Genomic DNA, 26,773 nt, shown 5'->3' with positions numbered 1-26,773 from the left:
GGATGGAACCAGTGTAGGCGATCGTCGGGCAGCGTCCGCGGTGCCGGATGTTCGCGGGGCCTTGCGGCGCGCCGCGTCATTCCACGGTGATGGTCTCCTTCATGTACGGATGAATCCCGCAGAACACCTTGTAGACCCCCGGCTTGTCGAAACGGAACGAGTAGGTTTCGTCCTGGTCGAGCGCTTTCGAATGGAAGATGCCCGCGTCGTTGACGACGGTATGCGGTTCCGCGTCGAGGTTTTTCCACGTGACCGTCGTGCCGGCCTTGATCGTGGTCGACATCGGCGAAAACATGAAATTGCGGATCGTCACGAGCGGGCCGGCCGGGGTCTGCGCGCATGCGGCGAGCGGCGTGCCGACGGCAGCCGCGCTCAGGATGAGTGTTGCTGCCAACGTCGAGGGCTTGAGGAAGGTCATGTCGGTCTCCTTGTATGTCGGCATCAGGCCAGCGTCGTGTCGTGCAGCGACGCCGCGACGGGATGGCCGGCCAAGTCGACGGTCGTCACGCCGAGCATCGCGGGCAGCCGGTCGTGCGGCACCGTGAGCGGCACCGGGCCCGGGCCGTTGCCGGCGGTCGGCTGCGGGAACGCGGTGGAGCGCGCGGTGTGGAACGTCACGTTGCCCTCGACCTTCGACACGATCTGGTGGATGTGCCCGTTCAGCACGGTGACCGAGCCGAAGCGGCGCAGCAGCGCCATCGTCTGCGGCGCGTCGCCGGTGCCCCAGCCCCACGGCTCGTAGATGGTCCACATCGGCATGTGCGAAAACACGACGATCGGCGTGCTCGACGATTGCCCCTTCAGATCCTGCGCGAGCCACGCGAGTTGTTCGTCGCCGAAGCTGCCGAGCCCGTTCGGCTTGAAGTGCATCACGTTGACGAGTGCGACGAAGTGCACGCCCGCGTGATCGAAGCTGTAGTAGCCGCGGTTGTCGGACGCCTTGCCGAACCGGCTGAAATACTCGGCGCCCGAGCCATCGGTCACATCGTGTTCGCCGGGCACCGTGTGCAGCTCGGGCACGCGCAGCCCGGACAGCAGTTGCGACGCGTGATCGAATTCTTCCGCCTTGGACAGGTGCGTGATGTCGCCGGTATGGATCGCGAGCGCGGGCGTGGCAGGCATTCCGTTGACCAGATCGATGGTCTGCCGCAGCGTGGCCGCGACGTCGGGATTCGCGTCCTTGTTGAAGCCGATGTGCGTGTCGCTGATCTGCACGAACAGCGGCCGGCCCGCATTCGCGGGGAGCGCGGCGCCGCTTTGCGCGAGCGCGAGATCGAACGGCGTGAGGATGCCGCCCGACAGCGTAAACAGCGTGCCGAGGCCGCCGAACGCCATGCATTGCAGGGCCTTGCGGCGCGACGGGCGGGTGGGAGTCGATGAAGACATGTTTGCCTCGCATTCGTATGACGGAACCGGACGGCCGGATCGTCCTGGAATTAGCCGGCGCCTTCGCATGCCATACCGATGCGGCGACGGATTTATTCCCGTTTATTTGCGAGGCCCGATGCGGCCGTTCGAGCCTTGCGGCGCGATGACGGATCGCTGACGGATGACCTGTCAATGTCCTGTAAGTGACACGTCACGTTTGCGTCATGTTCGCCCGATAGCCTGCGACACCGAATCACCTCTCCGGAGCCCCTCATGCCGAATCTCGCGGCAACGGAAACCCGTGGTGCGGGCGGTCGAAGCACGCGCACCGTCGGCCTCGCATCGTTCTTTCCGAGCGTTGCCTGCGGCATCGTTCATGTCGACGCTCGCCCGAGCGCGGATCCGGGTCCGGTCAAGGAACGTTCGGTCCTGCCGATCGTGCCGCGCTTCGTCGCGCTGTCGGCGGCACTGCACCGGGCGATTCGCACGTTGTTCTGAGCCGCGCCGGCCGATGCCATACCCGGCCGCGCGGCACGCGGCCGATCCCATCGATTTTCAATTCGAACCAGACGCTACCGATGGACATCAGTTTCTTCGATCCGAATCGCACCGCCAACGCGTCCGCGTGGCGCGTGCTCCCCAACCGCTGGGATGCGGTCGCGTTTCCGCTGATCATCGGCATACTCGCGATGGCGATCGTCGGCTTCCACGAGACGATGGCGCCGATCGCGACCCTGCAGACGCAGAAGATCTCGCTCGATCCGTCGAACCTGCCCGAATACGCGTTGCGCACCACGCTGCGGATGCTCGCCGCGATGGTCGCGTCGCTCGCGTTCACGCTGATCTACGGCACGCTCGCCGCGAAAAGCCGCCGCGCCGGCATGGTGCTGATCCCGATTCTCGACATCCTGCAGTCGGTGCCGGTGCTCGGCTATATCTCGTTTACGGTCACGTTCTTCCTTGCACTGTTCCCGGGCCGCGTGCTCGGCGCCGAGCTCGCGGCGATCTTCGCGATCTTCACGAGCCAGGCGTGGAACATGACGTTCAGCTTCTATCAGTCGCTGCGCACGGTGCCGCGCGACCTGAGCGAAGTGTCGCGCGGCTTCCACCTGACGTCGTGGCAGCGCTTCTGGAAGCTCGAGGTGCCGTTCTCGATGCCGGGGCTGATCTGGAACATGATGATGTCGATGTCGGGCGGCTGGTTCTTCGTCGTCGCATCCGAGGCCATCACCGTCGGCAACCAGACCATCACGCTGCCCGGGATCGGTGCGTATCTCGCGCAGGCGATCTCGGACAAGAACCTCGGCGCGGTGGGCTGGGTGATCGTCGCGATGTCGGTCGTGATTCTCGCGTACGACCAGTTCCTGTTCCGTCCGCTCGTCGCATGGGCCGACAAGTTCCGGATGGAGAACACCGCGTCGGGCGATGCGCCGCAGTCCTGGCTGCTCGACATGCTGCGCCGCACGCACCTGATCCATCAGCTGCTGGTGCCGGCCGGCTGGCTGCTGTCGCAGGCCGCACGGATTCCGCTGCGCGTGCCGGCGCTTGCGGGCAGGCGTTCGCGCGGCACGTCGGCGCGCGGGTCGTCGCGCGTCGGCGACATCGTGTGGGGAACGTTCGTGATCCTGATGACCGTGTACGTCGCGTGGCGCGTCGTCAGCTTCGTCGCGACCGGCGTGACGATGAGCGAGGTCGGCCACGTGCTGACGCTCGGGTTGATCACGCTGCTGCGTGTGATCGTGCTGATCGCGATCGCGTCGGTGGTCTGGGTGCCGCTCGGCGTGCTGATCGGGTTGCGCCCCGCGCTGGCCGAGAAGATCCAGCCGCTCGCGCAGTTCCTCGCCGCGTTCCCGGCGAACCTGCTGTTTCCGGTGTTCGTGATCGTGATCGTCCACTTCCATCTGAATGCGGACATCTGGTTGTCGCCGCTGATCGTGCTCGGCACGCAGTGGTACATCCTGTTCAACGTGATCGCCGGCGCGATGTCCTATCCGAACGACTACAAGGAGGCGACGAAGAATTTTCGCATTCGCGGCTGGCAGTGGTGGCGGCAGGCGATGCTGCCCGGCATCTTCCCGTATTACGTGACCGGCGCGATCACCGCGTCGGGCGGCGCGTGGAATGCGAGCATCGTGTCCGAGTTCGTGCAGTGGGGCGACACGAAGGTCGTCGCGCACGGCCTCGGCTCGTATATCGCCCAGACGACCGCGGCCGGCGACTTCCCGAAGATCATCCTGGGCATCGCCGTGATGTCCCTGTTCGTCACCTTGTTCAACCGCCTGCTGTGGCGTCCGATGTACGCCTATGCGGAATCCCGGCTCCGTCTCGATTGAGAGTAAGCGCGATGCAAAATTCGACCGTAATCAATGCCCCCGCCCAGACGTCCCAGCCGCTTCAGCCGCCGCGCCTCGGTGAGGAAATCCTGCGCGTCGATCACGTCTGCCGCGGCTTCAACAAGACGCAAGGCGAACTGCTCGTGCTCGACGACGCGAACCTGTCGCTGCGCGAAGGCGAGATCGTCGGACTGCTCGGCCGCTCCGGCTCGGGCAAGTCCACGCTGCTGCGGATCATCGCGGGGCTGATCGAGCCGACCGGCGGTGAAGTGACCTACCTCGGCAAGCCGCTGACCGGCCCGGCCGAAGGCGTCGCGATGGTGTTCCAGACCTTCGCGCTGTTTCCATGGCTGACCGTGCTGCAGAACGTGGAAGCCGGGCTGGAAGCGCTCGGCGTCGGCGCGCGCGAGCGGCGCGAACGCGCGCTCGCCGCGATCGACCTGATCGGTCTCGACGGCTTCGAGAACGCATACCCGCGCGAGCTGTCGGGCGGCATGCGTCAGCGCGTGGGCTTCGCGCGTGCGCTCGTCGTCGACCCGACGATCCTGCTGATGGACGAGCCGTTCTCGGCGCTCGACGTGCTGACGGCCGAAACGCTGCGCACCGACCTGCTCGATCTGTGGACGCAAGGCCGCATGCCGATCAAGTCGGTGCTGATCGTCACGCACAACATCGAGGAAGCGGTGTTCATGTGCGACCGCATTCTGGTGCTGTCGTCGAACCCGGGCCGCGTGATCGCCGAAATCAAGGTGCCGTTCAAGCATCCGCGCAACCGACTGGATCCAGCCTTCCGCAAGCTCGTCGACGACATTTACGCGAAGATGACCGCACGCCAGACCGGCGAGGCGACGAAGAAGGGGCTTGAGCTCGGCAGCTGGATGCCGCGCGTGTCGACCAACCTGATGGCCGGCCTGATCGAGACGCTCGCGATGGCGCCGTATCACGGCCGCGCCGACATGCCGGAAATCGCGCGCACGCTGCATCTGGAAGTGGACGAACTGTTCCCGATCGCAGAAGTGCTGCAATACCTCGGCTTCGCCGACGTGCGCGAAGGTGACGTATTCCTCACGCCGCCCGCGCGCGTGTTCGCGGAGTTCGGCACGCAGGAGCGCAAGTTGATGTTCGCGGATCACCTGCTGAAGCACGTGCCGCTCGCCGCGCGAATCAGGAAGGTGCTGAACGAACGCCCCGGCCATCGCGCGCCGCGTGTGCGTTTCGAGCAGGAGCTGGAGGATTTCCTGTCGGACGAGGCGGCCGAGGAAACGCTCGACGCGGTGATCGACTGGGGGCGTTACGGCGAAGTCTTCTCGTACAACGACAAGACGGAGGTGTTCAGTCTCGAAGATGTCGAGAGCTGACGCCCGCGCCCGAATGATGGCCGACCGTCATTCGGGCAAATCCCACTGATTCGCATCCTGCTCGCTGCCGCCCGTACTTAGCCGCTCGATCTTTTCCATCCGCTGCCGCGCCAGTTCGGGAAGCCGGTTCGTCACGCCGATCACCAGCGCTTCGGCGAGCGCGAGCGCCGGCACATTGGTCTGCAGCATCGCGAACGGGCGCCCCTGGATCCGCAGCACGATCTCGGCGAACGCGCTGATCGGCGAGCGCCATTCGTCGGTGATCAGCAGTATCCGCGCGCCGAGCCGGTGCGCGGCCTGCGCAAACCGGATGCTGTCCTTCTGATAGCGGCGAAAATCGAAAATGACGAGCACGTCGCCGGGCCCCATGTCCGTCAGCGAGACCGACGCGAGATTCACGTTCGGCTCGACGTACTGCACATGCGGGCGCGCATACGCGAGCGTGAAGGAAAACAGCGACGCGAGCGGGGCGGTATAACGTCCGCCGCCGCAGAACACGCGGATATCCGGATCGGCCAGCAGCGTCACCGCTTCGTCGAACGCCGCCGCATCGAGTCCTTCGATCGTGGTGGCGAGCGATTGCGAAAGCCGCTGGAAGATCGCCGCATGGCTGTCGCGCATCCCCGATTCCGAGTGGAATGCGTCCATCCGCGCGAGCGGCGAATTCATCGCGGTGTCGATCTCGTCGTGCAGCGCCTGCTGAAACGACGGGTAGTTCGGAAAGCCGATCCGCACGACGAAGCGAAACACGGTCGGGTCGCTGACTTCGGCTTGCTTCGCGAAGCTCGCGATCGGCCCGAGCCCGAGGCTCGGATAGCGATCCAGCAGCGCGTGCGCGACCTTCTGTTCCGACGGCGTGAAGCTATCCATCTGGGATAGCAGCAACGCCCTGATGCTTGTCCCCATCGGGCACTCCGGCTTGCTCTTATCTGAATGAACGACAAACGGCAGACACGCGTCTGCCGGCGACTCCATGCATGTTAGCCCATCGACAGGCCGCCAATCGCGTGAGGCTGCAGATTAGAGGGACGCATCACTCCGGGCATCAGACATTCATATGTGTAATAAAACGAACATCTCACGCGGTCGATCGGCGCGCAATCTCGCGCATAAGCTGAGTGATAACCCTAGGTTTTGAGATCAAAATGCCGATGTATGATCGCGGCCTCGCCGGAATGTATCGTTCATTACATGCCGGATCAGCAACGTCGACCGGCAAGGCTCCGGTCATTCGTCTGGAGGATTCCGTCATGAGGCGGCTCGTCGTACTCACCCTGTTGTCGGCCCTGAGCGCAGGCGCGCTCGCCGCTTCGGAACCCGCGGTGGAAGCGAAGAACGGCATGGTCGTGTCGTCGCAGCACTTCGCGTCGCAGATCGGCGTCGACATCCTGAAGGAAGGCGGCAACGCGGTGGACGCCGCCGTGGCGGTCGGCTACGCGCAAGCGGTGACCAACCCGTGCTGCGGCAACATCGGCGGCGGCGGGTTCATGACCCTGCACCTGGCGGACGGCCGCGACCGCTTCATCAACTTCCGCGAGACCGCGCCGGCCGCGGCGTCCGCGAACATGTATCTCGATGCGAACGGCAACGTCATTCCGGACGACAGCCTGTACGGCTATCGCGCGGTCGGTGTGCCGGGCACGGTCGCGGGTCTCGACCTCGCGCAGCGCAAGTACGGCAAGCTGACGCGCCGGCAGGTGATGGCGCCGGCGATCCGGCTCGCGCGCGACGGCTTCGTGCTGACGCGCGGCGATACGGACATCCTCGACACGACGATCGACCGTTTCAAGAAGGACCCGGAAGCCGCGCGCATCTTCCTGCGCCCGGACGGCACGCCGCTGCAGCCGGGCGACCGCCTGGTGCAGAAAGACCTGGCGCGCACGCTCGAGCGCATCGCGGAGCAGGGCCCCGACGCGTTCTATCACGGCGAGATTCCGAAGATCGTCGAAGCGGCCGCGAAGCGCGGCGGCGGGCTGATCACGGCGGCCGACTTCGCGTCGTATCGTGCGCAGGACATGGCGCCGCTGACCTGCACGTATCGCGGCTACGAGTTCGTGTCGGCGCCGCCGCCGAGCTCGGGCGGCGTGACGATGTGCGAGACGCTGAACGTCCTCGAAGGGTATGACCTGCGCAAGTTCGGCTACCAGTCGGCTTCGGTGGTTCATTACATGACCGAGGCGATGCGCCACGCGTACGAGGATCGCAACACGCTGCTGGGCGACCCGAACTTCATCGACAATCCGGTCGCGAAGCTGACGAGCAAGGCGTATGCGGCCGAGATCCGCAAGCAGATCAGCGGCGACACGGCGACGGCGTCGGTCGACGTGCAGCCGGGTGTCGGCGTGCACGAAAAGCCGGAGACGACCCACTATTCGATCATCGACCGCGACGGTAACGCGGTGTCGACCACGTACACGGTCAACGGCCGCTTCGGCGCCGTGGTGATCGCGCCGGGCACGGGCTTCTTCCTGAACGACGAGATGGACGACTTCACGGTCAAGGTCGGCGCGCAGAACCTGTTCGGCCTCGTGCAGGGCACGCGCAACTCGATCGCCCCGGGCAAGCGTCCGCTGTCGTCGATGGCGCCGACGATCGTGAAGAAGGACGGCAAGGTGTTCATGGTGGTCGGGTCGCCGGGCGGCTCGCGCATCATCACCATCACGCTGCAAACCGTGCTGAACGTGATCGACTACGGAATGACGCCGCAGGATGCGGTCGGGGCGCCGCGCATCCATCATCAATGGCTGCCGGATCAGGTCTATTACGAAACCCGCGGCCTGTCGCCCGACACGCTCGCGATCCTGCGCAACATGGGCTACAAGATGGTCGAGCAGACGCCGTGGGGCGCAGCGGAGTTGATCTTGGTCGGCCTGCCCGGCACCGAGGCGGCGAGCCGTCAGAGTTCCGGCAACGACTCGTCGGTGTCCGGCAACGTGCGCGTCGGCTACATCTACGGCGTCAACGATCCGCGCCGGCCGGCCGGTTCGGCGATCGGCTACTGACCTGCGCGGATGAGATTCGATTTGATTGCATCAGGCTGAACGGTTGCCCCGGCGTTCGCCCTCGCGCGAGCGCCGCGGCAGCGACAGCGCGTCCGTTCGCGGACGTTCGCAGTATCGAGCGTGGCGGGTGCCAGGAGTCCCGGGCCCGCCTTGCTCGCAACGTGCGCCGTGGCACGGCATCGGCGCGCGTATTTTTTCTTTCACTCCTGCACCGTGCGTCGAGTTCCGTTATGAACAAACGAATGTCTGCGGCAGTCTGGATCCTGCTCGCGATGGCGGCCGGCATCTTCATCGGCTACATGATCTACACGCAGTTTCCCGACAAGCAGGCGGCGACCGAAATCGCCGGCTACATCTCCCTCGTGTCCGACGTGTTCCTTCGCCTGATCAAGATGGTGATCGGGCCGCTCGTCTTCTCCACGCTCGTCGTCGGTATCGCGCACATGGGCGACGCATCGTCGGTGGGGCGCGTATTCGTGAAGGCGTTCGGCTGGTTCGTCACCGCGTCGCTGATCTCGCTGCTGCTCGGGCTGTTGATGGCGAACCTGCTGCGCCCGGGCGAGAACCTCGGCCTGCCGCTGCCGGACATCGGCGCATCCGCGCATCTCGCGACGTCCAAGTTCACGCTGAAGGATTTCGTCAGCCACATGGTGCCGAAGTCGATCGCCGAGGCGATGGCGAACAACGAGATCCTGCAGATCGTCGTGTTCTCGATGTTCTTCGGCGTCGCGCTGTCGGCGCTTGGCGAGCGCGGCAAGATCCTCGTGGCCGCGATCGACCAGCTGGCGCACGTGATGCTGAAGATCACCGGCTACGTGATGAAGCTCGCGCCGCTCGCGGTGCTGGCGGCGATGGCCGCGACCGTCGCGGTCAACGGGCTGTCGGTGTTGCTGAAGTTCGCGGTGTTCATGGGCGACTTCTACGTCAGCCTGTTCCTGCTGTGGAGCACGCTCGTGATCGCCGGCCTGCTGTTCCTCGGCCGCCGCGTATTCAAGCTGCTCGTGCTGATCAAGGAAGCGTTCATGCTGTCGTTCGCGACCGCGAGCTCCGAAGCCGCGTACCCGAAGATCCTCGACGCGCTCGACCGGTTCGGCGTGCGACGCAAGATCTCGAGCTTCGTGATGCCGATGGGCTATTCGTTCAACCTCGACGGCTCGATGATGTACTGCACGTTTGCGTCGCTGTTCATCGCGCAGGCGTACAACATTCATCTGTCGCTCGGCACGCAGATCACGATGCTGCTGGTCCTGATGCTGACGTCGAAGGGGATGGCCGGCGTGCCGCGCGCATCGCTCGTCGTGATCGCGGCGACGCTGCATCAGTTCGATATCCCGGAAGCCGGGCTGCTGCTGATCCTCGGTGTCGACACGTTCCTCGACATGGGCCGCTCGGCCACCAATGCGGTCGGCAATTCGATCGCCAGCGCGGTGGTCGCGAAGTGGGAAGGCGAGCTGATGTCGGAGTCCGAAGCACTGGCGCATGCCGCGCATCTCGATGCGGAACTGGAACGGCAGAACAGCGAACCGGCCTATGGTGCCGGTCAGGCGACGTCCGTTTAAGCGGCACACGCCTCGTCGATGAACGCCGCCAGCACCATCGCGGCGGCGTTGCCCGGCGCCGAGCCGAGCAGTTGCGGCGCATACACGCTGTCGCCGGGCGCGATCGGCTGCCCCGACAGCGCACAGACGCCGCGCTTGCGCGTCGTGAACAGCCGCCACTTCTGATAGCCGTAGTGGCCGGTGCACGCGTCGCGCCACGAAATCATCACGGTGTCGGCCGTGGGACGTTCGAGCACGCTGATCGTCGGCTGGCTCGTCGCGTCCCACGACGGCAGGCGGTCGCGCGTGATGCTGCGCCGTCGCGGTGCGGCCCATGAGACGGACGGCATGTCGAAGCTGCCGATCGCGGCGACCGTCTTGAGCCAGGCTACTGCACTGTTGCTCATCTTTGTTTCCCTCGAAACGTTACGCGATGCCGCGACGTGCGGCATCACGACAGGCGGATGCGCGGCTGCACGCAGCCGTTGATCCGTTCGGCGATCCACAGCAGCGTCGCCTTGGAAAATCCGTGCAGCGCCTGCTGGTGGCGCCGATACAGCATCAGATGGCTGAATTGCGCGAAACGCCCCTGGATGAAGCCGCCGCGAAAGAACCCGAATTGCCCGAGTGTGCCGAACGCGTCGTAGTCGCTGATCGACACGAGCGCGCCGAAGTCGTGGAACGCGAACGGCGGCAGCGGTTTGCCGTCGAGCCACGCCGGCAAGTGCTTCGCGAGATGCTCGGCCTGCTGGGCCGCGACCTGCGCGGTGGGCGGCAGCGGTCGCTCGTGGCCGTCGGGCTGCAGGCTCGCGCAATCGCCGATCGCGAACACGTGCTCGTCGGCCGTGGCCTGCAACGTGGGCCCGACCAGGATCTGGTTCGCGCGGTTCGTGTCGAGCCCGCCCAGCGCCTGCATGAAATCGGGCGCCTTCACGCCGGCCGCCCACACCATCAGATCTGCTTCGGCAAACGAACCGTCGCCATAGTGGAAGCCGTTCGCATCGGCCGCCGTCACGCGCGTCGACGTCAGCACATGAAAGCCGATCTGTTCGAGCCGCCGCTGCGCCGACGCGGAAATCCTCGGCGGAAACGCGGCGAGGATGCGCGGGCCGCTTTCGAGCAGCGTCAGCCGCAGCCGTTCGCGCACCGTCTCGTCGCCGTATGCCTGCGCCACTTCCAGCAGCCGGCTCAGTTCCGCTGCCAGCTCCACGCCCGTCGCACCCGCACCGACGATCGCGACGCGCAACGGCTCGTCGCGCGCGATGCTGCGAAACACGCGCATCCGCAACGCTTCGTTGAAGGTTTCGGCCTGCTGCTGGCTGTCAATGAAGTAGCAGTGCTCGCGCACGCCCGGCACGCCGAAATCGTTGGCCTGGCTGCCGAGCGCGAGGATCAGCACGTCGTATTCGAGCTCGCGCGCGTCGATCATTCGTTCGCCGTCCTGCGAGCGGATCTCGGCGAGCTGCACGCGGCGACGCGCACGATCGAGCCCCGTCAGTTCGCCGGGCTGGTACGTGTAGCCGTGATCGCGCGCATGGGCGAGGAAGATCACCTGCTGTTGCTGCACGTCGCGCGTGCCGGCCGCGATCGTGTGCAGCATCGGCTTCCAGATATGGGTCGGGCTGCGGTCGACGACGGTGACCTGAGCGCGCCCGGTGCGGCCGAGACGTTCGCCGAGGCGGGTCGCGAGCTGCAATCCGGCGATGCCGCCGCCGACGATCACGATGCGGGTAGGGGTTGTCATGGATAAATCATCACGTGATGAATAATGTATGATCCTAGCGCTTCCCGGCTTTGCATGTCAACGGAGCGGGGCAGGCGACCCGGTTCTGGCGATGTGGAACTGGGGCCCGAACGCGGGCATTCGATTCATTCAACGGGAGCAGGAAAACGTGGCTGAAGTCACTGAGCGCGCGCCGTCGAAGCGGCGTACGCGGGGGCGGCCGCTGGCGGAGGCGTCCGTCGGTCCGGACGTGATATTGCGGGCCGCCCGTCGCACGTTCGCGAAGCGCGGCTACGATGCGACGAGCGTGCGCGAGGTCGCGCGCGAGCTGGGCATCGACGCCGCGCTGATCGCCCACCATTTCGGCGCGAAGGAAACGTTGTGGCTGGCCGTCGTCGAGCAGATCGTCGATCTCGCCGAGCCGCTGTTCGATGCGTTGCGCGCGCTGCGCACGTCGTCATTGCCGCATCGCGAGCGCGTGCGGCGCGCGATCGAGCTGTGTGTCGACCACGAATTCGAGGAGCCGGACATCGGCATGTTCTTCTCGACGGCGGCGACCGAAGAGGGCGCACGGCTCGACTGCCTGCAGCAGCGGATCGTGCGGCCGTATCACGACGCGATGTTTCCGCTGCTGGCCGACGCGGTCGAGGCCGGCGAAATCCGCACGGTCGATCCCAACGTGCTGTTCTTCATGATCGCGAGCGCGGTCGGCACGACGGTGTCGTACAGCCACATGATGTTGGAGTTCACGTCGCTGCCCACGCGGCAGGATGCGTTCCGGCAGGCCGTGCTCGACGTCGCGCTCAGCATTCTGCGCGTCTGAGCGCCGCGCGCACGACGCGCGGTCACGTTGCCTCCGCCAGCCCCAATGCATCGATCGCGTGCCGCGCGCTCTCGCGCAGCGCGTCGACGCGCTGCGACGGCGTCCGGTAGGCGATCGCCAGTTCGTATGCGAGCGGGCCGCCCGCGTCAGTCGAGATCGGGCGGCGCGTCGCCGAGCCAGCGCCGCGCGCCGGGCCCGTTGCGGCCCGCGCGGTCCTCGGGGTTGGTCAGCTTGCAGCGCTTCAGCGACAGGCAGCCGCATCCGATGCATTCGTCGAGGTTGATGTAGAGCCGCTGCAGTTCCTCGATCCGGTTCGCGACGCGTTGCTTCCAGCCGCGCGACAGCCGCTGCCAGTCCTTGTTGGTCGGGGCGGTGTCTTCCGGCAGGCTCACGAGCTGTTCGGCGATCTCGTCGAGCGAATAGCCGATCTTCTGCGCGAACACGATGAACGCGATCAGCCGCAGCACCGCACGCGAATAGTGACGATGGCTCGAGCCGTTGCGGTGCGACTTGATGAGCCCGCGCTTCTCGTAGAAGCGCAACGTCGATGCCGGCACGCCGCTGCGTGCGGCCACTTCGCGGATCGACATCAGCGGCCATTGCGGGGTTTCGTCGATACCCATGACGCCCTCCGGGAAAGCTTGACTTGAAGTTAACTTCAACTTTTATGCTACGCGGCAGTTTAACCCGTCGCGAGGCATCATGCTCCTCTTATCCCCACGCAGGACGTCGCCTTTGGGCGCGGCCTGCGCATTGCTGCTGGCGTTGTCGGGCTGTCACGACGGCAAAGGCGAATCGTCGGCCCATCCGCTGCCCGAAGTCGGCGTGACGACCGTCGCGCCGCGCACGATCCGCCTCGCGGACGAATTCAACGGACGCGTCGAAGCGGTCGACGCGGTCGAGCTGCGGCCACGCGTGAGCGGCTATCTGCAGCGCATCGCGTACAAGGAGGGCGACCTCGTCGCGCAGGGCGCGGTGCTGTTCGAGATCGATCCACGCCCGTACCGGATCGCGCTCGACCGCGCGAACGCGCAGCAGCAGCGGGCGCGCGCGGCCGCGAGCCTCGCCGATGTACAGCTCAAGCGCGTGCGGACGCTGATCGATGCGCATGCAACCTCCCAGGAGGAACTCGACAACGCGCGCGCGACCGCGGAGCAGGCGCGCGCCGACCTGCAGGCGGCCGACGCGGCCGTCGCCGACGCGAAGCTCAATCTCGGCTTCACCGAAGTGCGTGCGCCGATCGCGGGGCGCGTCGGCCGTGCGATCGCGACCGCCGGCAACCTCGCGCGTGCGGACGACACGCTGCTGACGACGGTCGTGTCGCAGGACCCCGTCTACGTGTATTTCGACTGCGACGAGCAGAGCTACCTGCGCTACAACGCGCGGCGCGCCGACCCGAAACATCGGGCGATCGGCGCGGATCCGGTGCGCGTGGGCCTCGCCAACGAGACGGGCTTCCCGCACGCGGGCACCGTCGATTTCCTCGACAACCGGCTCGATCCGCAAACCGGCACGATCCGCGCGCGCGTGCGGCTGCCGAACGCGGATCACACGTTCACGCCGGGCCTCTATGCGCGCGTGCAGCTCGTCAGCGGCCGCGACCAGGATGCGCTGCTCGTCGACGACAAGGCGGTGCTCACCGATCAGGATCGTAAGTATGTCTACGTGATCGGCGCAGGCGACAAGGCGATGCGTCGCGACGTGACGATCGGCCGTGTGCTGGACGGCGAGCGGATCGTCGAAAAGGGGCTTCAGTCGGGCGATCGCGTGGTCGTCGACGGCGTGCAGCGGATCTACTATCCGGGTGCGCAGGTGAAGCCGAAGGCGCTGCCCGCACGCGCGGATGCGGGCAGCAGCACGCAGGCCGTGGCCGACGCCGGCGCGCCGGCCGCGCAATAACGGGAGACCTGCGATGGATTTCTCCCGATTCTTCATCGACCGGCCGATCTTCGCGGTCGTGCTGTCGATCGTCATCTTCGCGATCGGCCTGATCTCGATCCCGATGCTGCCGGCCGGCGAGTATCCGGAAGTCGTGCCGCCGAGTGTCGTGGTGCGTGCGACGTACCCTGGCGCGAACCCGAAGGAAATCGCCGAATCGGTCGCCGAGCCGCTGGAAGAAGCGATCAACGGCGTCGAAGGGATCATGTACATGAAGTCGGTCGCGGGCTCGGACGGCAGCCTGCAGGTCGTCGTCACGTTCCTGCAGGGCGTCGATCCCGACACGGCCGCCGTGCGCGTGCAGAACCGCGTGAGCCAGGCGCTGTCGCGTCTGCCCGACGAGGTGCGCCAGTACGGCGTGACCACGCAGAAGCAGTCGCCGACGCCGCTGATGTACGTGAGCCTTTATTCGCCGGACAACAGCCGCGATTCGCTGTATCTGCGCAACTATCTGACGCTGAACGTGAAGGACGAGCTGTCGCGCCTGACCGGCATCGGCGACGTCGGCGTGTACGGCTCCGGCGATTACGCGATGCGGCTCTGGCTCGACCCGAACCGGCTCGCATCGCGCGGGCTGACCGCGAGCGACGTGATCGCCGCGGTGCGCGAGCAGAACGTACAGGTATCGGCCGGCCAGCTGGGTGCGGAGCCGACGCCGAAGAAGAACGATTTCCTCGTGTCGATCAACGTGCGCGGCCGGCTGCGCACGGTGCAGGAATTCGGCGACATCGTGCTGCGCAATGGCGACGACGGCCAGGTCGTGAAGCTGTCCGACGTCGCGCGCATCGAGCTCGGTGCGGGCGACTACACGCTGCGCTCGTATTTCAACGACCGGCATTCGGCCGTGGTCGGCATCTTCCTGTCGCCGGGCGCGAATGCGCTCGACGTCGCGAAGTCCGTGTATGCGAAGCTCGACGAGCTGTCGAAGCGCTTCCCGCCGGGCATCGCGTATCGCCCGGTGTGGGACCCGACCGTGTTCGTGCGCGAATCGATCCGCGCGGTGCAGCACACGCTGATCGAGGCCGTCGTGCTGGTCGTGCTCGTCGTGATCCTGTTCCTGCAGACCTGGCGCGCGTCGATCATTCCGCTCGTCGCGGTGCCGGTGTCGGTGGTCGGCACGTTCGCGTGGCTCTACCTGCTCGGCTATTCGATCAATACGCTGACGCTGTTCGGGCTCGTGCTCGCGATCGGGATCGTCGTCGACGATGCGATCGTGGTGGTCGAGAACGTCGAGCGCAACATCGCACAGGGGCTGAGCCCGCGCGACGCCGCGCATCAGGCGATGCGCGAGGTGTCGGGGCCGATCGTCGCGATCGCGCTCGTGCTGTGCGCGGTGTTCGTGCCGATGGCGTTCATGTCGGGCGTGACCGGCCAGTTCTACAAGCAGTTCGCGGTGACGATCGCGATCTCGACGGTGATTTCCGCGGTCAATTCGCTGACGCTGTCGCCCGCGCTCGCCGCGAAGCTGCTGCGCCCGCACGGCGCGCCGAAGGATGCGCTCACGCGTGCGCTCGACCGTGCATTCGGCTGGCTGTTTCATCCGTTCAACCGCTTCTTCGAGCGCAGTTCCGGTCGCTATCACGGCGTCGTCGCGCGCACGCTGAAGCGGCGCGGCGCGGTGTTCGCGGTCTATGCGGCGCTGCTCGCGGCGACCGCGCTGCTGTTCAACGCGGTGCCGGGCGGCTTCATTCCCGTGCAGGACAAGCTGTATCTGTTCGCCGGCGCGAAGTTGCCGGAAGGCGCGTCGCTCGCGCGCACCAGCGCGGTGACCGAGCAGATGACGAAGATCGCGCTCGGCACCGACGGCGTCGAGATGGTGCCGGCGTTCGCCGGACTGAACGCGCTGCAGGGCGTGAATACACCGAACATCACGAACTCGTACGTAATCCTGAAGCCGTTCGACCAGCGTCACCGCAGCGCCGCGCAGATCAACGCGGACCTGAACGCGCGCTTCGCGGCAATCGGCGGCGGCATCACCTATGCGCTGATGCCGCCGCCGATCCAGGGCCTCGGAAACGGTTCGGGCTACTCGCTGTATCTCGAGGATCGTGGCGGGCTCGGCTACGGCGAATTGCAGAAGGCGTTGACGGCATTCCAGGCCGCGGTCGCGAAGACGCCGGGGATGAGCTACCCCGTCAGCGCGTACCAGGCGAACATCCCGCAGCTCGAGGTGAAGGTCGACCGGCTGAAGGCGAAGGCGCAGGGCGTCGCGCTGACCGATCTGTTCAGCACGCTGCAGGTCTATCTGGGCTCGATGTACGTGAACGACTTCAATGCATTCGGCCGCGTGTACCGCGTGATGGCGCAGGCCGATGCCGGTCACCGGCAGACGGCCGCCGACATCGCGAACCTGCGCACGCGCAACGCGAAGGGCGAGATGGTGCCGATCGGCTCGATGGTGACGGTCGCGCCCGCGTACGGGCCGGATCCGGTCGTCCGCTACAACGGCTATCCGGCCGCGGACCTGATCGGCGACGCGGACCCGAAGGCGATGTCGTCGTCGCAGGCGATCGCGAAGCTGCAGCAGATCGCGAAAGACGTGCTGCCGCCGGGCATCACGCTCGAATGGACCGACCTCAGCTACCAGCAGGTCACGCAGAGCAACGCGGCGATCGTCGTGTTTCCGCTCGCGGTGATGCTCGTTTTCCTGGTGCTCGCGTCGCTGTACGAAAGCTGGACGCTGCCGCTCGCGGTGATCCTGATCGTGCCCGTGTGCATGTGCGCGGCGCTGTTCGGCGTATGGCTGTCCGGGGGCGACAACAACGTGTTCGTGCAGGTCGGTCTCGTCGTGCTGATGGGTCTCGCGTGCAAGAACGCGATCCTGATCGTCGAGTTCGCGCGCGAGCTCGAAATCCAGGGCAAGGGCGTGATCGACGCGGCGTTGGAGGCGTGCAGGCTGCGGTTGCGGCCGATCGTGATGACGTCGGTCGCGTTCATCGCGGGCTCGGTGCCGCTGCTGATCGGCAGCGGCGCGGGCAGCGAGGTGCGCGCGGCCACCGGCGTCACCGTGTTCGCGGGGATGCTCGGCGTCACGTTGTTCGGGCTGTTCCTCACGCCCGTGTTCTATGTGGCGATCCGCAAGCTCGCGGGCGGCACGCCGGCCGTGTGGAACGAACAGCATGGCACCCTCGAAGGAGAAAACCGATGAGCGCCGCTTTCCGTCTTTCCGCGCTCGCGATGTCGGTGACGCTCGCCGCGTGCGCGGTCGGCCCGGATTTCAAACGGCCAGACACCGCGGCTGCCGCGCGCTTCGCACGCGACGCGCATCCGGCCACGCAGGATGCGTCGTCGCCGGACGCGTCGGCGGCTGCCGATGCCACGTTCTGGCGCGGCTTCGGCGACCCGGCGCTCACGCAGTTGATCGACGCGGCGCTCGCGGCGAACCAGGACCTGCAGGTCGCCGTATCGCGCTACGACGCATCGAACGCGATGCTGTCGCAGGCTACGTTCGACCGCTATCCGACGATTACCGCGAGCGGCCGGATCGGCCACCAGCTGACGAGCAAGGACCAGGCGTTCGGCGCGCCGCGCAGCCAGCGCGATACGCCGATCTCCAATGTCGGGATCAACGCGGCGTGGGAACTGGACCTGTTCGGCCGCGTGCGCCGGTCGATCGAGTCGCAGCGCGCGGAAACGGCCGCGAGCGCGGCCGACGTGCGCGCGGTGCGTGTCGCGATCGCGGGCGAGGTCGCGAGCACGTACGTGGATCTGCGCGGCTCGCAGGAGCGGCTGCGGATCGCGCGCGAGAACGCCGACAACCAGAAGCAGACGCTCGCGCTGATCAATGCGCGCGTCGGCGCGGGGCGCGGTTCCGAGCTCGATGCGGCGCGTGCGCGCGCGCAGTTCGAATCGACGACGTCGCGGATCGCCGTGTACGAAGCGGCGATCGGCGTCGACGAACACCGGCTCGCGGTATTGACCGGACAGACGCCGGATGCGCTGATCGGCCGGTTCGACATGCCGAACGCCGACGCATCGAAAGGCACGCCGGTGCCGCTGCCGGCGCTTGCCGCCGACATCGATCCCGGCACGCCGGGCGACCTGCTGCGCAGGCGCCCCGATGTCGCGGCTGCCGAGGCGCGGCTGCATGCGGCCACCGCGCGGGTCGGCGTCGCGACGGCAGACCTGTTTCCGCGCTTCACGCTGTCGGGGCTGCTCGGCAGCGCGACGAGCAGCTATGGGTTCTTCCGTGCGGGCAGCGACACGAACCTGATCGCGCTCGGCGTCGACTGGTCGTTCCTCGACGTCGGCCGCGTGCGCGCGCGGATCGCGGCGAGCGACGCGGAGGCGGCCGGCCAACTCGCGCAGTACCGGCAGACCGTGCTCGGCGCACTGGAGGAAACCGAGAACGCGCTGCTGCGCGTCGCCCGCACGCGGGACGAGACCGCACACCTCGTGCGGGCGGCGGACGACAGCGCACGCGCGGCGCAGCTCGCGCAGACGCGCTTCTCGGCGGGCGCGATCGACTATTACGAAGTGCTGGACGCACAGCGGACGCTGCTGCAGGCGCAGGACGCGGCGGCCGACGGGCGGATGCGCAGCGCGGCGTCGACGGTCGCGCTGTACAAGGCGCTCGCGGGCGGCTGGCCAGCGGGAACGGCGCAGGCCGCACCGGGGCCGCTCGCGCGAACGGTGCCGTAGTACGCCGGGTCGCGCGGCGGGCGGGCGCGGTGCGTCTGCCCGCCGTTCAGCAGGCGGGAGCGCCGGGCTGCGGTTCCGCTGTCCGCTGGCGGCGGAACCGCGCTTCGCCGTCGTACCTGCCTCGCATCGCCCGCACCGCATGCGCGGCGCGGCCCGCGGCCGATTCCCGGCCGCGAAACATTGTTCTCCTTCGTCGTAAACGTCTCGAATGCGTGATATTTGCGCTGCCCGATCCGGTTTAGAGTGGCCGCAAATTGATGACGATGTGTCGTATGGCCGAAGTCGCAGGCCGTACCGATGCACCAGAGGAGTTGGAGACAAATGGCTGAAGGCAGGATTACGCAAGTTGAATCGTTCGGTTTCGAGCGGATTCCCGACGCATCACGCTATGCACGTCCGATCGATCTGTTCCGGTTGCTGTTCGGCGGCTGCAATACGTTTTCCACGTCGGTGCTCGGCAGCTTCCCCGTGCTGGTCGGGCTGTCGTTCAAGGCGGGCGTGTGCGCGATCGTGCTCGGCGTGCTCGCCGGCACCTGCATCCTCGCGCCGATGAGCCTGTTCGGTCCGCGCAACGGCACGAGCGACCCCGTGTCGTCCGGCGCGCATTTCGGCATCCACGGCCGGATCGTCGGTTCGTTTCTCGCGCTGCTCACGTCGATCGCGTTCTTCTCGCTCGCGGTGTGGAGCTCAGGCGATGCGCTCGTCGGCGGCGCGCACAACATGGTCGGCGTGCCGGTCAACGGCTTCACGCTCGGCGCCGCGTACATGGTGTTCGCGGTGCTCGTGCTGATCGTCTGCATCTACGGCTTTCGCTTCATGCTGTGGGTCAACAAGATCGCCGTGTGGGCGGCGAGCCTGTTGTTCGTCGCCGGCCTGTTCGCGTTCGCGGGAATGTTCGACATGAACTACGCGGGCACGCTGAGCCAGGGCAGTGCGGGTTTCTGGGCCGCGTTCGTCGGCGCGGTGCTGGTCGCGTTGAGCAACCCGGTGTCGTTCGCGTCGACGCTCGGCGACTGGGCGCGCTACATCCCGCAACAGACGCCGAAGCGGCGCGTGATGGGCGCCGTGTTCGCCGCGCAGATCGCGACCTTCGTGCCGTTCTTCTTCGGCCTCGCGACCGCGACGATCATCGCGTCGAAGGCGCCCGCGTTCATCGCGTCGAACGACTACGTCGGCGGGCTGCTCGCCGTGTCGCCGCGCTGGTTTCTGCTGCCGATGTGCCTGATCGCGATCATCGGCGGGATGTCGACCGGCACGACCGCGCTGTACGGCACGGGCCTCGACGTGTCGAGCATGTTTCCGCGCGCCCTGAACCGTGTGCGTGCGACGCTGCTGATCGGCACGATCGCGATCGCGTTCATCTTCGTCGGGCGTTTCTGGTTCAACCTCGTCGAAAGCGTCGCGACGTTCTCGACGCTGATCGACACGTTCAGCTGCCCGTGGATGGCGATCATGGTGATCGGCTACGTGACGCGTCGCGGCTTCTATCTCGCCGACGACCTGCAGGTATTCAATCGCGGGCTGCGCGGCGGCCACTACTGGTTCACGCACGGCTGGAACCTGCGCGCGATGGGCGCGTGGCTGCCGGCGGCGTTCATCGGGCTGTCGTTCGTGAATCTGCCGGGCCAGTTCGTCGGGCCGCTCGGCGCCCTGGCGGGCGGGCTCGATCTCAGCGTGCCGGTGTCGTTGCTGGTCGGCGGATTGCTGTATTTCGTGCTGCTGACGGTGCATCCGGAAGCGGACGGCGTGTACGGCCCGAACGGACGCTTCCTCGTGCGCGGCCGCGGGCAGGCGGCGCGTGCTGTCGGCGCGCCGGCGATCCAGCCGAAGGGGTATTGAGCGCCGCATCGTTTGCTGCTTCATTTCGGAAACCATCGTGCCGCCGCGCGGGAAAGCCGCCGGCGGCATGGTCGTTTTCGGACGCGTGATGGTCGGTTCGGATGAGCGGCCGGACCTGCCCGTCGACCCCGCCGCGGATCAGTGGAACGTGCTGCCCGCGAGCATTCCGCCGTCGACGATGAATTCCGAGCCCGTGCAATACGCGGATTCGTCGGACGCAAGAAACAGCACGAGGCTCGCCACTTCGTCGGGTTTGCCGATGCGCGCGATCGGCAGCCCGCTGTAGATCGACGACGGGTCGAAATCGACGTATTCCGGCGGGCGCGCCATCACGGTGTCGATGCCGCCCGGATGGACCGAGTTCACGCGGATTCCGTAGCGGCCGAACTCGAGCGCGGCGGCCTTCGTCATCCCGCGCACGGCGAACTTGCTCGACACATACGCGCTGCCGCCGGCCACGCCTTCCATCCCGGCCGTCGACGACACGTTGACGATCGAGCCGCCGCCCGCGTCCTTCAGCGCGGCCAATGCCGATTTCATGCCGAGCCAGCAGCCGACCTGGTTCACGTCGATCACCTTGCGATAGTCGTCGAGCGAACAGGACTCGATCGGCACGAGCTTCAGGATCGCCGCGTTGTTCACGAGGACGTCCAGGCGGCCGAAGTGCGCGAGCGTCGCGCGAACGGCGGTGTGCCAGTCGTCTTCGTTCGTCACGTCGAGATGCTGGTAGCGTGCGGCGTCGCCGAGTTCGGCCGCGACGCGTTGGCCGGCGTCGTCCAGCACGTCGGCGATCACCACGCGTGCGCCTTCGGCGACGAACCGGCGTGCCTCCGCCTCGCCCTGGCCGCGGGCACCGCCCGTGATCAGCGCCACCTTGCCTTCGAGTCGTTTCATCGTGTTGCTCCTGTGAGTGAAGGGGGACGCACGAGCCCGCTCATGCGGCGGCCGGCGCGTCGATGATGCGGACCGGATCGGCGCCATCCCATGCGCGTACTTCGGCGATGCCGCGCGCGATCATGTCGCGCATGCCGGCGCCTTCGATCACTTCGACGCGTACGCCGGGATCGTCGGCGTCGTCGAGGTAGGCGACGCGCGTGGCCGGGTTGCGCGCTTCGAACACGACGCTCAGGCCGCGCGCCGTGAGCCGCGCCACCGCGGCATCGAGATCGTCGACCACCCAGGCGACGTGATGCAGGCCCGCGAGCGGTTGCCCGTGCGCGTCGCGGTATGGCGACGGCGCATCGTTCGTCACGTGGATCAGTTCGATCTGCACGCCGCCGAGATACGCGAGCCCGACATCCATCGTGACCGTCACCGCTTCACCGAGGTAGCGGCCGTCGAGACGCACGTCGCGGAACACGGTCCACGGGCCCGCATCGTGGCGGGCGCGCCAGCGCGCGATGCTGCGGTCGAGATCGGCGACCACATAGCCGATCTGGTCGACGGGGCCGAGGACGGGGGCGTTCATGGTGTCTCCGTGGCGGGGGCGCGAGCGTGCGCGGCGTCGTTCGATTCGGCATGCGGCGTGCGACGAATGACGGCCATGATGGCAATAAACGTGGCGCTTCGTGCCATCCAAACGGACTAGCCGCGGGGACGCGGCGCGGTGGGGGAGAAGCGAATGGGCGAGTCTGCGCGTTGTCGCGCGTTCGGCGCCTTGACCGTTAGCCCGCAGTTTTCGGGCGAGGCGCTCACGAATCTGCTGCCCGTATTCGGAGAGACCGGGCTGTTGTGGATCGGCGGCTCGGGCTTCCTGCTCGGCTTCGTGATGATGCTGCGCCATGGGCGCGCGGCCGCGCTGTCGTAGACGGCTGCGCGCAGGTTGGCCCGATCCTGTCGGACGTTGTCCTGCGGGCCGCTGTCGCGCGGGGCCGCACGGCACGACACTGGCGCCTCGCGGTCACGGCAGGCCAGCCCACGCACGGTGGCGACCTGCCGCAAGGCTGCGTGCGGTGGCGCGGGCCTTGCCGGGCCGCCGTTTCGTTCGATGTGCCAACCTTGAGTAGAGAGCGACCCATGCAACATCCGACCATCCGTACCCTGGCCGGCGCGAGCGCGCCGACGTCGATCGATGCCGCCCGCACCGCGCTGCTGGTGATCGATTTCCAGAACGAATATTTCAGCGGCCGCCTGCCGATTCCGGAAGGGCCGCGCGCGCTGGGCAATGCGCGACGCGTGATCGCGTTCGCCGATCGCGCCGGCATCCCGGTATTCCACGTCCAGCACGTCGGCGCGGCCGGCGGCCCGCTCTTCGCCGACGGCAGCGACGGCTTCCGCTTTCATGCGGACCTGCAGCCGGCGCCGCATCACGCGGTCGTGAAGAAGACGTCGGTGAGCGTGTTTCCGACGACGGACCTCGACGCGCGCCTGAAGGCGGCCAGCATCGACACGCTGATCGTCACCGGGCTGATGACGCATGCGTGCGTTGCCGGTGCGGCCCGCGATGCCGTGCCGCTCGGCTACGCGGTGATCGTCGTCGACGACGCGTGCGCGACGCGCGACCTCGATGTCGCGGACGGCGGCACGGTGCCGCACCGCGACCTTCATCGCGCCACGCTGGCCGCGCTGTCGGACACGTTCGGCGACGTGCTGACGACAGGGCAGGTGCTCGCGCTCGACGTCGCCTGATGCGCGCGGGCGGGCTCGAGCCGTGCGCAGACGGACGACGGCCCTGGCGCGGTCGGGCGGGCGTGGCGGCGGAGTCCGATGTAGGGGCGTTCGTGCGTGCCGGGCAGCGCCGTGTCGCGAAGTCGGCCGCGCATCGGTGCACGGCCCGCCCGATCAGAACATCGTGTTCGCGTTCGCGGCCTTTTCGGGCACCGACTGGATCACGTCCCAGTGCTCGACGATCCTGCCGTCCTTCACGCGGAAGATGTCGACCACCGCGTCGCCGCGATCGCCCGGCCGCTCGGTCGCATGCACATGCAGATAGACGAGGTCGCCATCGGTCGAGCTGCGGACGATCTGCGCGCGTGATTCGGGGTTCTTCTGGAACGCGCCGACGAAGTACGACACGAACGGCTTCTTGCCGTCGGGCACGTGCGGGTTGTGCTGCTTGTAGTCGTCGGCGACGACGGCGGCAGCCTCGACCGCTTCGTGCTTGTTGAAGAAGCGGTCGTAGAACGTCAGCACGAGCTGGCGGTTGGCTTCCTCGGCGGCCAGGTCGCGCGTGACATGACCGGCGGCCGGCGCGGCGGTCGATGCGGCAAGCAGGACGAACGCGGCAACGGCGCGGACGGGGGAGCGGAGCGGTGACATGTGGCGGGTTCCTTGTCTGGGGATTCGTGGGTGGGCGCACGATGCGCGATCGCGGATGACGCCGATCGTCATCATCGGCGGGCGAAGGAGTGACTGTGCGCATCCGCATGCTTCGCAGAACTTGAAGATCCGTGCGGCCATCGAGTCGATCGAATGGTACAGTTGCCGCCAACCCGTCACAAGAAGTCACCGCGGTGTGAGCAGGTCACGCCGCGGTGACCGTGCATCGCCCGTGAAAGAGAATCCCGTCATGCCGTTTACGTCCGCCGACGAATCCGTCGAACTCGATCAGCCGTGCCCGATCCGCGATGTGCTTGATCGCATCGGCGACCAATGGAGCCTGCTCGTGCTCGAGGCGCTGTCCGGCGGCACGATGCGTTTCAATGAACTCGCCCGCGCGATCGGCGACGTATCGAAGCAGATGCTGTCGCGCACGCTCAAGCGGCTCGAGCAGGACGGCTTCGTCAGCCGCACGCTGTATGCCGAGGTGCCGCCGCGCGTCGAATATGCGCTGACGGACCTCGGGCGTTCGTTCCTGACGCCGATGGACGCGATGATCCGCTGGGCCGACGAACATCATCGTGCGATATGCGCCGCACGTCGTCGTGCGTGCGAGCTGGAGAGCAACGGGCGTTGAGCGGAGCGCGTCGTGCGGGCGTGTGGCGACCCGCGACTGTATGCGTGTGTTGCGGCATCATCGGATGATTTCGTTATCCGAATGTCTTGAGCGAATTGCTTGCGCATGCGTTGTGGCGGGGCGATCCGCCTCCGCTCGGTCGGTCGATTCGTTCGACAAGGCCGTGGAAGCAGCGGCACCGCGCCGGCCGATGGCCGGCGCGGGCGACTTATCGCCAGGTACCGTCGACGTAGACCCACACTCGCCCCTGGCGACGCCAGTATCCAGGCACCCACCTGCGCCCGGGGCGGCGAGCGACCCAGCGTCCGGGCACCCATATATAGCGGCCGCGCTGCCAGCGCCAGTAGCCGTCGGTCCAGATATAGCCATGCGGCCGCGGCGGCGGTGGCCGGCGATCATGTCGCAGTGCGGGCGGCGCGAAGCCCGGGCGATCGGAATAAGGCGGCCTGCCGGGGCCTGGAGGCGGTCCGGGAGGCCGATACCCGGGCGGTGCGGGTTGGGCCGAGGCGGTGCGCAGCCAACCGCCGGTGGCGGCGACGGCCGCGGTCAGTCCGATGGCGCGCAACAGCGAGCGTCGATTCATGGCGAGTCCTCTATCTAATATGTAATCGGGCTGCCTTACGTTAGCTGGCCGGTCGCGGGGCCGGGTTACGCGGGGCGTTAAGGCTGTTACCGCATGTCACGACACCTCCGGGCAGCCGGGGGCGCCCGCCACCGATCCCACTCTGCAGGCGCTGATGGTCCAACAGGGGCGGCAACGGCTGCACCGCCGTGTGTTTACAGTTTGGTCGCAGCGTTTTAGGCGGGCAGGCCCAATATTTGAGACTGATTCGGGTAAAAGTTACCGATTTTGCGTGGTTCCATCGATTCCGCTTGTTGTTTCTATGCAACCGTCAAGACGATGACACGAAAGAATGGTGCGATGAAAGCCTCCAAAAAGCATCCGTCAATAAGTCAAAAAAAGACGTTAAAACAAATACTTATAAGGTGCGCCCACTTTCATTATTTCTAGTTCTGGAAAAGCTTATTTCTTTATTTGCAGATCGCGGCCCTAGGGTACACCCCTAAACTCACGGTTCCCAAACGGGCAACTATCCGGGCGCGGCCAGAAGGACCGATGGCGTTCCCGGGCGGTTGCAGACCGTTTATGAACAAGGTCGCGAGACCTGCCTCTTTTTAGAAGGGAGCTCCACGAATGAACAAGACTCTGATCGTTGCAGCAGCTGCAGCATCGTTCGCTACCGTCGCTCACGCGCAAAGCAGCGTCACGCTGTACGGCGTGCTGGACGCAGGCATCACCTACCAAAGCAACGTCAACGGCAAGTCGCTGTGGTCGATGGGCTCGGGCATCGACCAGAGCCGTTTCGGCCTGCGTGGCTCGGAAGACCTCGGTGGCGGCCTGAAGGCAATCTTCACGTTGGAAAGCGGCTTCGGCATCGGTAACGGCAAGCTGGGCAACAACGGCGGCATGTTCAACCGCCAAGCATTCGTTGGCCTGTCGAGCCAGTACGGCACGGTCACGCTGGGCAAGCAGTACGACGCAACGCAAGACTACCTGGCGCCGCTGACGGCAACGGGCACGTGGGGCGGCACGTACTTCGCGCACCCGGGCAACAACGACCGCCTGAGCACGAACGGCGACGTCGCACTGAACAACTCGGTCAAGTTCACGAGCGCTAACTACGCTGGCCTGCAGTTCGGCGGCACGTACTCGTTCTCGAACAACCAGAACTTCGGCAACAACCGTGCTTACAGCGGCGGTCTGTCGTACCAGTTCCAAGGCCTGAAGCTGGGTGCAGCGTACTCGCAAGCCAACCTCGGTGACGGTACCAACGCCAACGGCGCGACGAACATCGCTTCGCAAGGCCGTATCCGTACGTACGGTGCTGGTGCTGGCTACGCATTCGGCCCGGCACAAGTCGGTGCTGCATGGACGCAATCGCGTATCGATAACGTCCCGGGCCTGACCGGCGCGTTCCGCACGGACAACTACGAAGTCAACGCAAAGTACAACCTGACGCCGGCTCTCGGCCTGGGCGCAGCTTACACGTACACGAACACGAAGGTCGACGGTGGCAGCTCGCACTGGAACCAGTTCGGCGTGCAAGCTGACTACTCGCTGTCGAAGCGCACGGACGTGTACGCACAAGCTGTGTACCAGCGTGGCGCGAAGGGCAACGCGATCGGCACGTCGATCTACAACGGCGACAACACGACGCCGGCAAGCTCGTCGATCAACCAAACCGCAGCAACGGTTGGTCTGCGTCACCGCTTCTAAGCGTGACGGCTGGGTAACCAGCTACGCAGCATCGAAA

Annotated in this window: 24 protein-coding genes and 1 pseudogene; 14 read left to right on the top strand and 11 right to left on the bottom strand. The window is 66.6% G+C overall.

Going from position 1 to position 26,773, the window contains the following annotated elements; genetic code table 11:
- Positions 1 to 76 precede the first annotated feature (76 nt).
- Positions 77 to 418 (bottom strand): cupredoxin domain-containing protein, encoded by a 342-nt coding sequence (locus WS49_RS08660; protein ID WP_059527173.1) that lies wholly within the window; start codon positions 416 to 418, stop codon positions 77 to 79.
- A gap of 23 nt (positions 419 to 441) precedes the next feature.
- The gene (locus WS49_RS08655; protein ID WP_059526571.1) at positions 442 to 1,386 is read right to left on the bottom strand and encodes a metallophosphoesterase family protein; all 945 of its coding nucleotides are present in this window, start codon (positions 1,384 to 1,386) and stop codon (positions 442 to 444) included.
- Positions 1,387 to 1,641: 255 nt separating this feature from the next.
- Here WS49_RS08655 and WS49_RS08650 point away from each other — a divergent pair, with 255 nt between their 5' ends.
- The 3 genes from WS49_RS08650 to WS49_RS08640 all read left to right on the top strand — a co-directional run bounded on the left by WS49_RS08650 (position 1,642) and on the right by WS49_RS08640 (position 5,059).
- A complete protein-coding gene (locus tag WS49_RS08650) occupies positions 1,642 to 1,866 on the top strand; it encodes a hypothetical protein (RefSeq protein WP_059526569.1) in 225 nt (74 codons plus the stop codon).
- Between the two features lie 80 nt (positions 1,867 to 1,946).
- On the top strand, positions 1,947 to 3,701 hold the full coding sequence (locus WS49_RS08645; RefSeq protein ID WP_059526566.1) for an ABC transporter permease: 1,755 nt from the start codon (positions 1,947 to 1,949) through the stop codon (positions 3,699 to 3,701).
- 11 nt (positions 3,702 to 3,712) lie between these two features.
- Positions 3,713 to 5,059 carry an ABC transporter ATP-binding protein gene (locus tag WS49_RS08640; protein WP_059526563.1) on the top strand — a complete coding sequence of 449 codons (1,347 nt, stop codon included), beginning with the start codon at positions 3,713 to 3,715 and terminating at the stop codon, positions 5,057 to 5,059.
- 27 nt (positions 5,060 to 5,086) lie between these two features.
- Here the strand turns inward: WS49_RS08640 and WS49_RS08635 are convergent, their stop codons facing one another.
- Positions 5,087 to 5,965, bottom strand: coding sequence for a MurR/RpiR family transcriptional regulator (locus WS49_RS08635; RefSeq protein WP_059526560.1), 879 nt, complete (start codon positions 5,963 to 5,965; stop codon positions 5,087 to 5,089).
- A gap of 344 nt (positions 5,966 to 6,309) precedes the next feature.
- Here WS49_RS08635 and ggt point away from each other — a divergent pair, with 344 nt between their 5' ends.
- Both ggt and WS49_RS08625 read left to right on the top strand, forming a co-directional pair.
- A complete protein-coding gene (gene ggt / locus WS49_RS08630) occupies positions 6,310 to 8,061 on the top strand; it encodes a gamma-glutamyltransferase (RefSeq protein ID WP_059526557.1) in 1,752 nt (583 codons plus the stop codon).
- A 230-nt stretch (positions 8,062 to 8,291) separates the two neighbouring features.
- A complete protein-coding gene (locus tag WS49_RS08625) occupies positions 8,292 to 9,620 on the top strand; it encodes a dicarboxylate/amino acid:cation symporter (RefSeq protein ID WP_059526554.1) in 1,329 nt (442 codons plus the stop codon).
- Here WS49_RS08625 and WS49_RS08620 read toward each other — a convergent pair.
- Positions 9,617 to 10,006, bottom strand: a complete 390-nt coding sequence (locus WS49_RS08620) for a DUF3331 domain-containing protein (protein ID WP_059526553.1) — start codon at positions 10,004 to 10,006, stop codon at positions 9,617 to 9,619. The genes WS49_RS08625 and WS49_RS08620 overlap by 4 nt on opposite strands.
- 44 nt (positions 10,007 to 10,050) lie before the next feature.
- Positions 10,051 to 11,343: an NAD(P)/FAD-dependent oxidoreductase gene (locus WS49_RS08615; RefSeq protein WP_059526550.1), complete on the bottom strand. Its 1,293-nt coding sequence runs from the start codon at positions 11,341 to 11,343 to the stop codon at positions 10,051 to 10,053.
- A 148-nt stretch (positions 11,344 to 11,491) separates the two neighbouring features.
- On the opposite strand from WS49_RS08615, the gene WS49_RS08610 reads away from it, so the two are divergent.
- Positions 11,492 to 12,145, top strand: a complete 654-nt coding sequence (locus WS49_RS08610; RefSeq protein WP_059527170.1) for a TetR/AcrR family transcriptional regulator — start codon at positions 11,492 to 11,494, stop codon at positions 12,143 to 12,145.
- A 22-nt stretch (positions 12,146 to 12,167) separates the two neighbouring features.
- Here WS49_RS08610 and WS49_RS36005 read toward each other — a convergent pair.
- Positions 12,168 to 12,296 (bottom strand): annotated as a pseudogene (locus tag WS49_RS36005) (LysR family transcriptional regulator); the annotation flags it as partial.
- Positions 12,292 to 12,768 (bottom strand): redox-sensitive transcriptional activator SoxR, encoded by a 477-nt coding sequence (gene soxR, locus WS49_RS08605; RefSeq protein ID WP_059526547.1) that lies wholly within the window; start codon positions 12,766 to 12,768, stop codon positions 12,292 to 12,294. The gene soxR and the pseudogene WS49_RS36005, both read right to left, overlap by 5 nt.
- Positions 12,769 to 12,847: 79 nt before the next feature.
- Between soxR and WS49_RS08600 the strand changes: the two genes are divergently transcribed.
- The 4 genes from WS49_RS08600 to WS49_RS08585 all read left to right on the top strand — a co-directional run bounded on the left by WS49_RS08600 (position 12,848) and on the right by WS49_RS08585 (position 20,563).
- Positions 12,848 to 14,044, top strand: coding sequence for an efflux RND transporter periplasmic adaptor subunit (locus WS49_RS08600; protein WP_059526544.1), 1,197 nt, complete (start codon positions 12,848 to 12,850; stop codon positions 14,042 to 14,044).
- 13 nt (positions 14,045 to 14,057) lie between these two features.
- Positions 14,058 to 17,231 (top strand): efflux RND transporter permease subunit, encoded by a 3,174-nt coding sequence (locus tag WS49_RS08595; RefSeq protein WP_059526541.1) that lies wholly within the window; start codon positions 14,058 to 14,060, stop codon positions 17,229 to 17,231.
- Complete coding sequence (locus WS49_RS08590; RefSeq protein WP_059526538.1) at positions 17,228 to 18,724, top strand: efflux transporter outer membrane subunit; 1,497 nt, start codon at positions 17,228 to 17,230, stop codon at positions 18,722 to 18,724. Before WS49_RS08595 ends, WS49_RS08590 begins: the two co-directional genes overlap by 4 nt.
- A 321-nt stretch (positions 18,725 to 19,045) precedes the next feature.
- The gene (locus WS49_RS08585) at positions 19,046 to 20,563 is read left to right on the top strand and encodes a purine-cytosine permease family protein (protein WP_257127673.1); all 1,518 of its coding nucleotides are present in this window, start codon (positions 19,046 to 19,048) and stop codon (positions 20,561 to 20,563) included.
- Positions 20,564 to 20,701: 138 nt separating this feature from the next.
- On the opposite strand, the gene WS49_RS08580 is transcribed toward WS49_RS08585, so the two are convergent.
- Entirely contained in the window at positions 20,702 to 21,457 is a 756-nt protein-coding gene (locus WS49_RS08580) for a glucose 1-dehydrogenase (RefSeq protein ID WP_059526532.1), read from the bottom strand.
- A gap of 40 nt (positions 21,458 to 21,497) precedes the next feature.
- Complete coding sequence (locus WS49_RS08575) at positions 21,498 to 22,031, bottom strand: VOC family protein (RefSeq protein ID WP_059526529.1); 534 nt, start codon at positions 22,029 to 22,031, stop codon at positions 21,498 to 21,500.
- Positions 22,032 to 22,184: 153 nt separating this feature from the next.
- Between WS49_RS08575 and WS49_RS34905 the strand changes: the two genes are divergently transcribed.
- Together WS49_RS34905 and WS49_RS08570 are read left to right on the top strand one after the other, a co-directional pair.
- Entirely contained in the window at positions 22,185 to 22,370 is a 186-nt protein-coding gene (locus WS49_RS34905) for a hypothetical protein (RefSeq protein WP_059596247.1), read from the top strand.
- Between the two features lie 209 nt (positions 22,371 to 22,579).
- Entirely contained in the window at positions 22,580 to 23,191 is a 612-nt protein-coding gene (locus tag WS49_RS08570; protein ID WP_059526526.1) for a cysteine hydrolase family protein, read from the top strand.
- Between the two features lie 153 nt (positions 23,192 to 23,344).
- Here the strand turns inward: WS49_RS08570 and WS49_RS08565 are convergent, their stop codons facing one another.
- Positions 23,345 to 23,821, bottom strand: coding sequence for a nuclear transport factor 2 family protein (locus WS49_RS08565; protein ID WP_059526523.1), 477 nt, complete (start codon positions 23,819 to 23,821; stop codon positions 23,345 to 23,347).
- A gap of 250 nt (positions 23,822 to 24,071) precedes the next feature.
- On the opposite strand from WS49_RS08565, the gene WS49_RS08560 reads away from it, so the two are divergent.
- On the top strand, positions 24,072 to 24,458 hold the full coding sequence (locus WS49_RS08560; protein ID WP_059526520.1) for a winged helix-turn-helix transcriptional regulator: 387 nt from the start codon (positions 24,072 to 24,074) through the stop codon (positions 24,456 to 24,458).
- 208 nt (positions 24,459 to 24,666) lie between these two features.
- Here WS49_RS08560 and WS49_RS33300 read toward each other — a convergent pair whose 3' ends face one another.
- On the bottom strand, positions 24,667 to 25,041 hold the full coding sequence (locus tag WS49_RS33300; protein ID WP_082725381.1) for a YXWGXW repeat-containing protein: 375 nt from the start codon (positions 25,039 to 25,041) through the stop codon (positions 24,667 to 24,669).
- A gap of 612 nt (positions 25,042 to 25,653) precedes the next feature.
- Between WS49_RS33300 and WS49_RS08555 the strand changes: the two genes are divergently transcribed.
- Positions 25,654 to 26,736, top strand: coding sequence for a porin (locus WS49_RS08555; RefSeq protein ID WP_059526518.1), 1,083 nt, complete (start codon positions 25,654 to 25,656; stop codon positions 26,734 to 26,736).
- The last annotated feature ends 37 nt before the right edge of the window (positions 26,737 to 26,773 follow it).

Origin of the sequence: Burkholderia sp. RF7-non_BP4 (assembly GCF_001521935.1) — a bacterium.
Classification (GTDB): Bacteria; Pseudomonadota; Gammaproteobacteria; order Burkholderiales; family Burkholderiaceae; genus Burkholderia; species Burkholderia diffusa.
This window is presented reverse-complemented; position numbering and strand designations above follow the sequence as displayed.

Excerpts from the sequence above, each read along its gene's own strand:
- WS49_RS08635 (WP_059526560.1), bottom strand. The coding sequence starts at position 5,965 with ATGGGGACAAGCATCAGGGCGTTGCTGCTATCCCAGATGGATAGCTTC.
- WS49_RS33300 (WP_082725381.1), bottom strand. The coding sequence starts at position 25,041 with ATGAATCGACGCTCGCTGTTGCGCGCCATCGGACTGACCGCGGCCGTC.
- WS49_RS08575 (WP_059526529.1), bottom strand. The coding sequence starts at position 22,031 with ATGAACGCCCCCGTCCTCGGCCCCGTCGACCAGATCGGCTATGTGGTC.
- WS49_RS34905 (WP_059596247.1), top strand. The coding sequence starts at position 22,185 with ATGGGCGAGTCTGCGCGTTGTCGCGCGTTCGGCGCCTTGACCGTTAGC.
- WS49_RS08595 (WP_059526541.1), top strand. The coding sequence starts at position 14,058 with ATGGATTTCTCCCGATTCTTCATCGACCGGCCGATCTTCGCGGTCGTG.
- WS49_RS08565 (WP_059526523.1), bottom strand. The coding sequence starts at position 23,821 with ATGTCACCGCTCCGCTCCCCCGTCCGCGCCGTTGCCGCGTTCGTCCTG.
- WS49_RS08620 (WP_059526553.1), bottom strand. The coding sequence starts at position 10,006 with ATGAGCAACAGTGCAGTAGCCTGGCTCAAGACGGTCGCCGCGATCGGC.
- WS49_RS08585 (WP_257127673.1), top strand. The coding sequence starts at position 19,046 with ATGGCTGAAGGCAGGATTACGCAAGTTGAATCGTTCGGTTTCGAGCGG.
- WS49_RS08650 (WP_059526569.1), top strand. The coding sequence starts at position 1,642 with ATGCCGAATCTCGCGGCAACGGAAACCCGTGGTGCGGGCGGTCGAAGC.
- WS49_RS08600 (WP_059526544.1), top strand. The coding sequence starts at position 12,848 with ATGCTCCTCTTATCCCCACGCAGGACGTCGCCTTTGGGCGCGGCCTGC.
- WS49_RS08590 (WP_059526538.1), top strand. The coding sequence starts at position 17,228 with ATGAGCGCCGCTTTCCGTCTTTCCGCGCTCGCGATGTCGGTGACGCTC.
- WS49_RS08660 (WP_059527173.1), bottom strand. The coding sequence starts at position 418 with ATGACCTTCCTCAAGCCCTCGACGTTGGCAGCAACACTCATCCTGAGC.
- soxR (WP_059526547.1), bottom strand. The coding sequence starts at position 12,768 with ATGGGTATCGACGAAACCCCGCAATGGCCGCTGATGTCGATCCGCGAA.
- WS49_RS08640 (WP_059526563.1), top strand. The coding sequence starts at position 3,713 with ATGCAAAATTCGACCGTAATCAATGCCCCCGCCCAGACGTCCCAGCCG.
- WS49_RS08655 (WP_059526571.1), bottom strand. The coding sequence starts at position 1,386 with ATGTCTTCATCGACTCCCACCCGCCCGTCGCGCCGCAAGGCCCTGCAA.
- WS49_RS08580 (WP_059526532.1), bottom strand. The coding sequence starts at position 21,457 with ATGAAACGACTCGAAGGCAAGGTGGCGCTGATCACGGGCGGTGCCCGC.
- WS49_RS08625 (WP_059526554.1), top strand. The coding sequence starts at position 8,292 with ATGAACAAACGAATGTCTGCGGCAGTCTGGATCCTGCTCGCGATGGCG.
- WS49_RS08560 (WP_059526520.1), top strand. The coding sequence starts at position 24,072 with ATGCCGTTTACGTCCGCCGACGAATCCGTCGAACTCGATCAGCCGTGC.
- ggt (WP_059526557.1), top strand. The coding sequence starts at position 6,310 with ATGAGGCGGCTCGTCGTACTCACCCTGTTGTCGGCCCTGAGCGCAGGC.
- WS49_RS08570 (WP_059526526.1), top strand. The coding sequence starts at position 22,580 with ATGCAACATCCGACCATCCGTACCCTGGCCGGCGCGAGCGCGCCGACG.
- WS49_RS08645 (WP_059526566.1), top strand. The coding sequence starts at position 1,947 with ATGGACATCAGTTTCTTCGATCCGAATCGCACCGCCAACGCGTCCGCG.
- WS49_RS08615 (WP_059526550.1), bottom strand. The coding sequence starts at position 11,343 with ATGACAACCCCTACCCGCATCGTGATCGTCGGCGGCGGCATCGCCGGA.
- WS49_RS08555 (WP_059526518.1), top strand. The coding sequence starts at position 25,654 with ATGAACAAGACTCTGATCGTTGCAGCAGCTGCAGCATCGTTCGCTACC.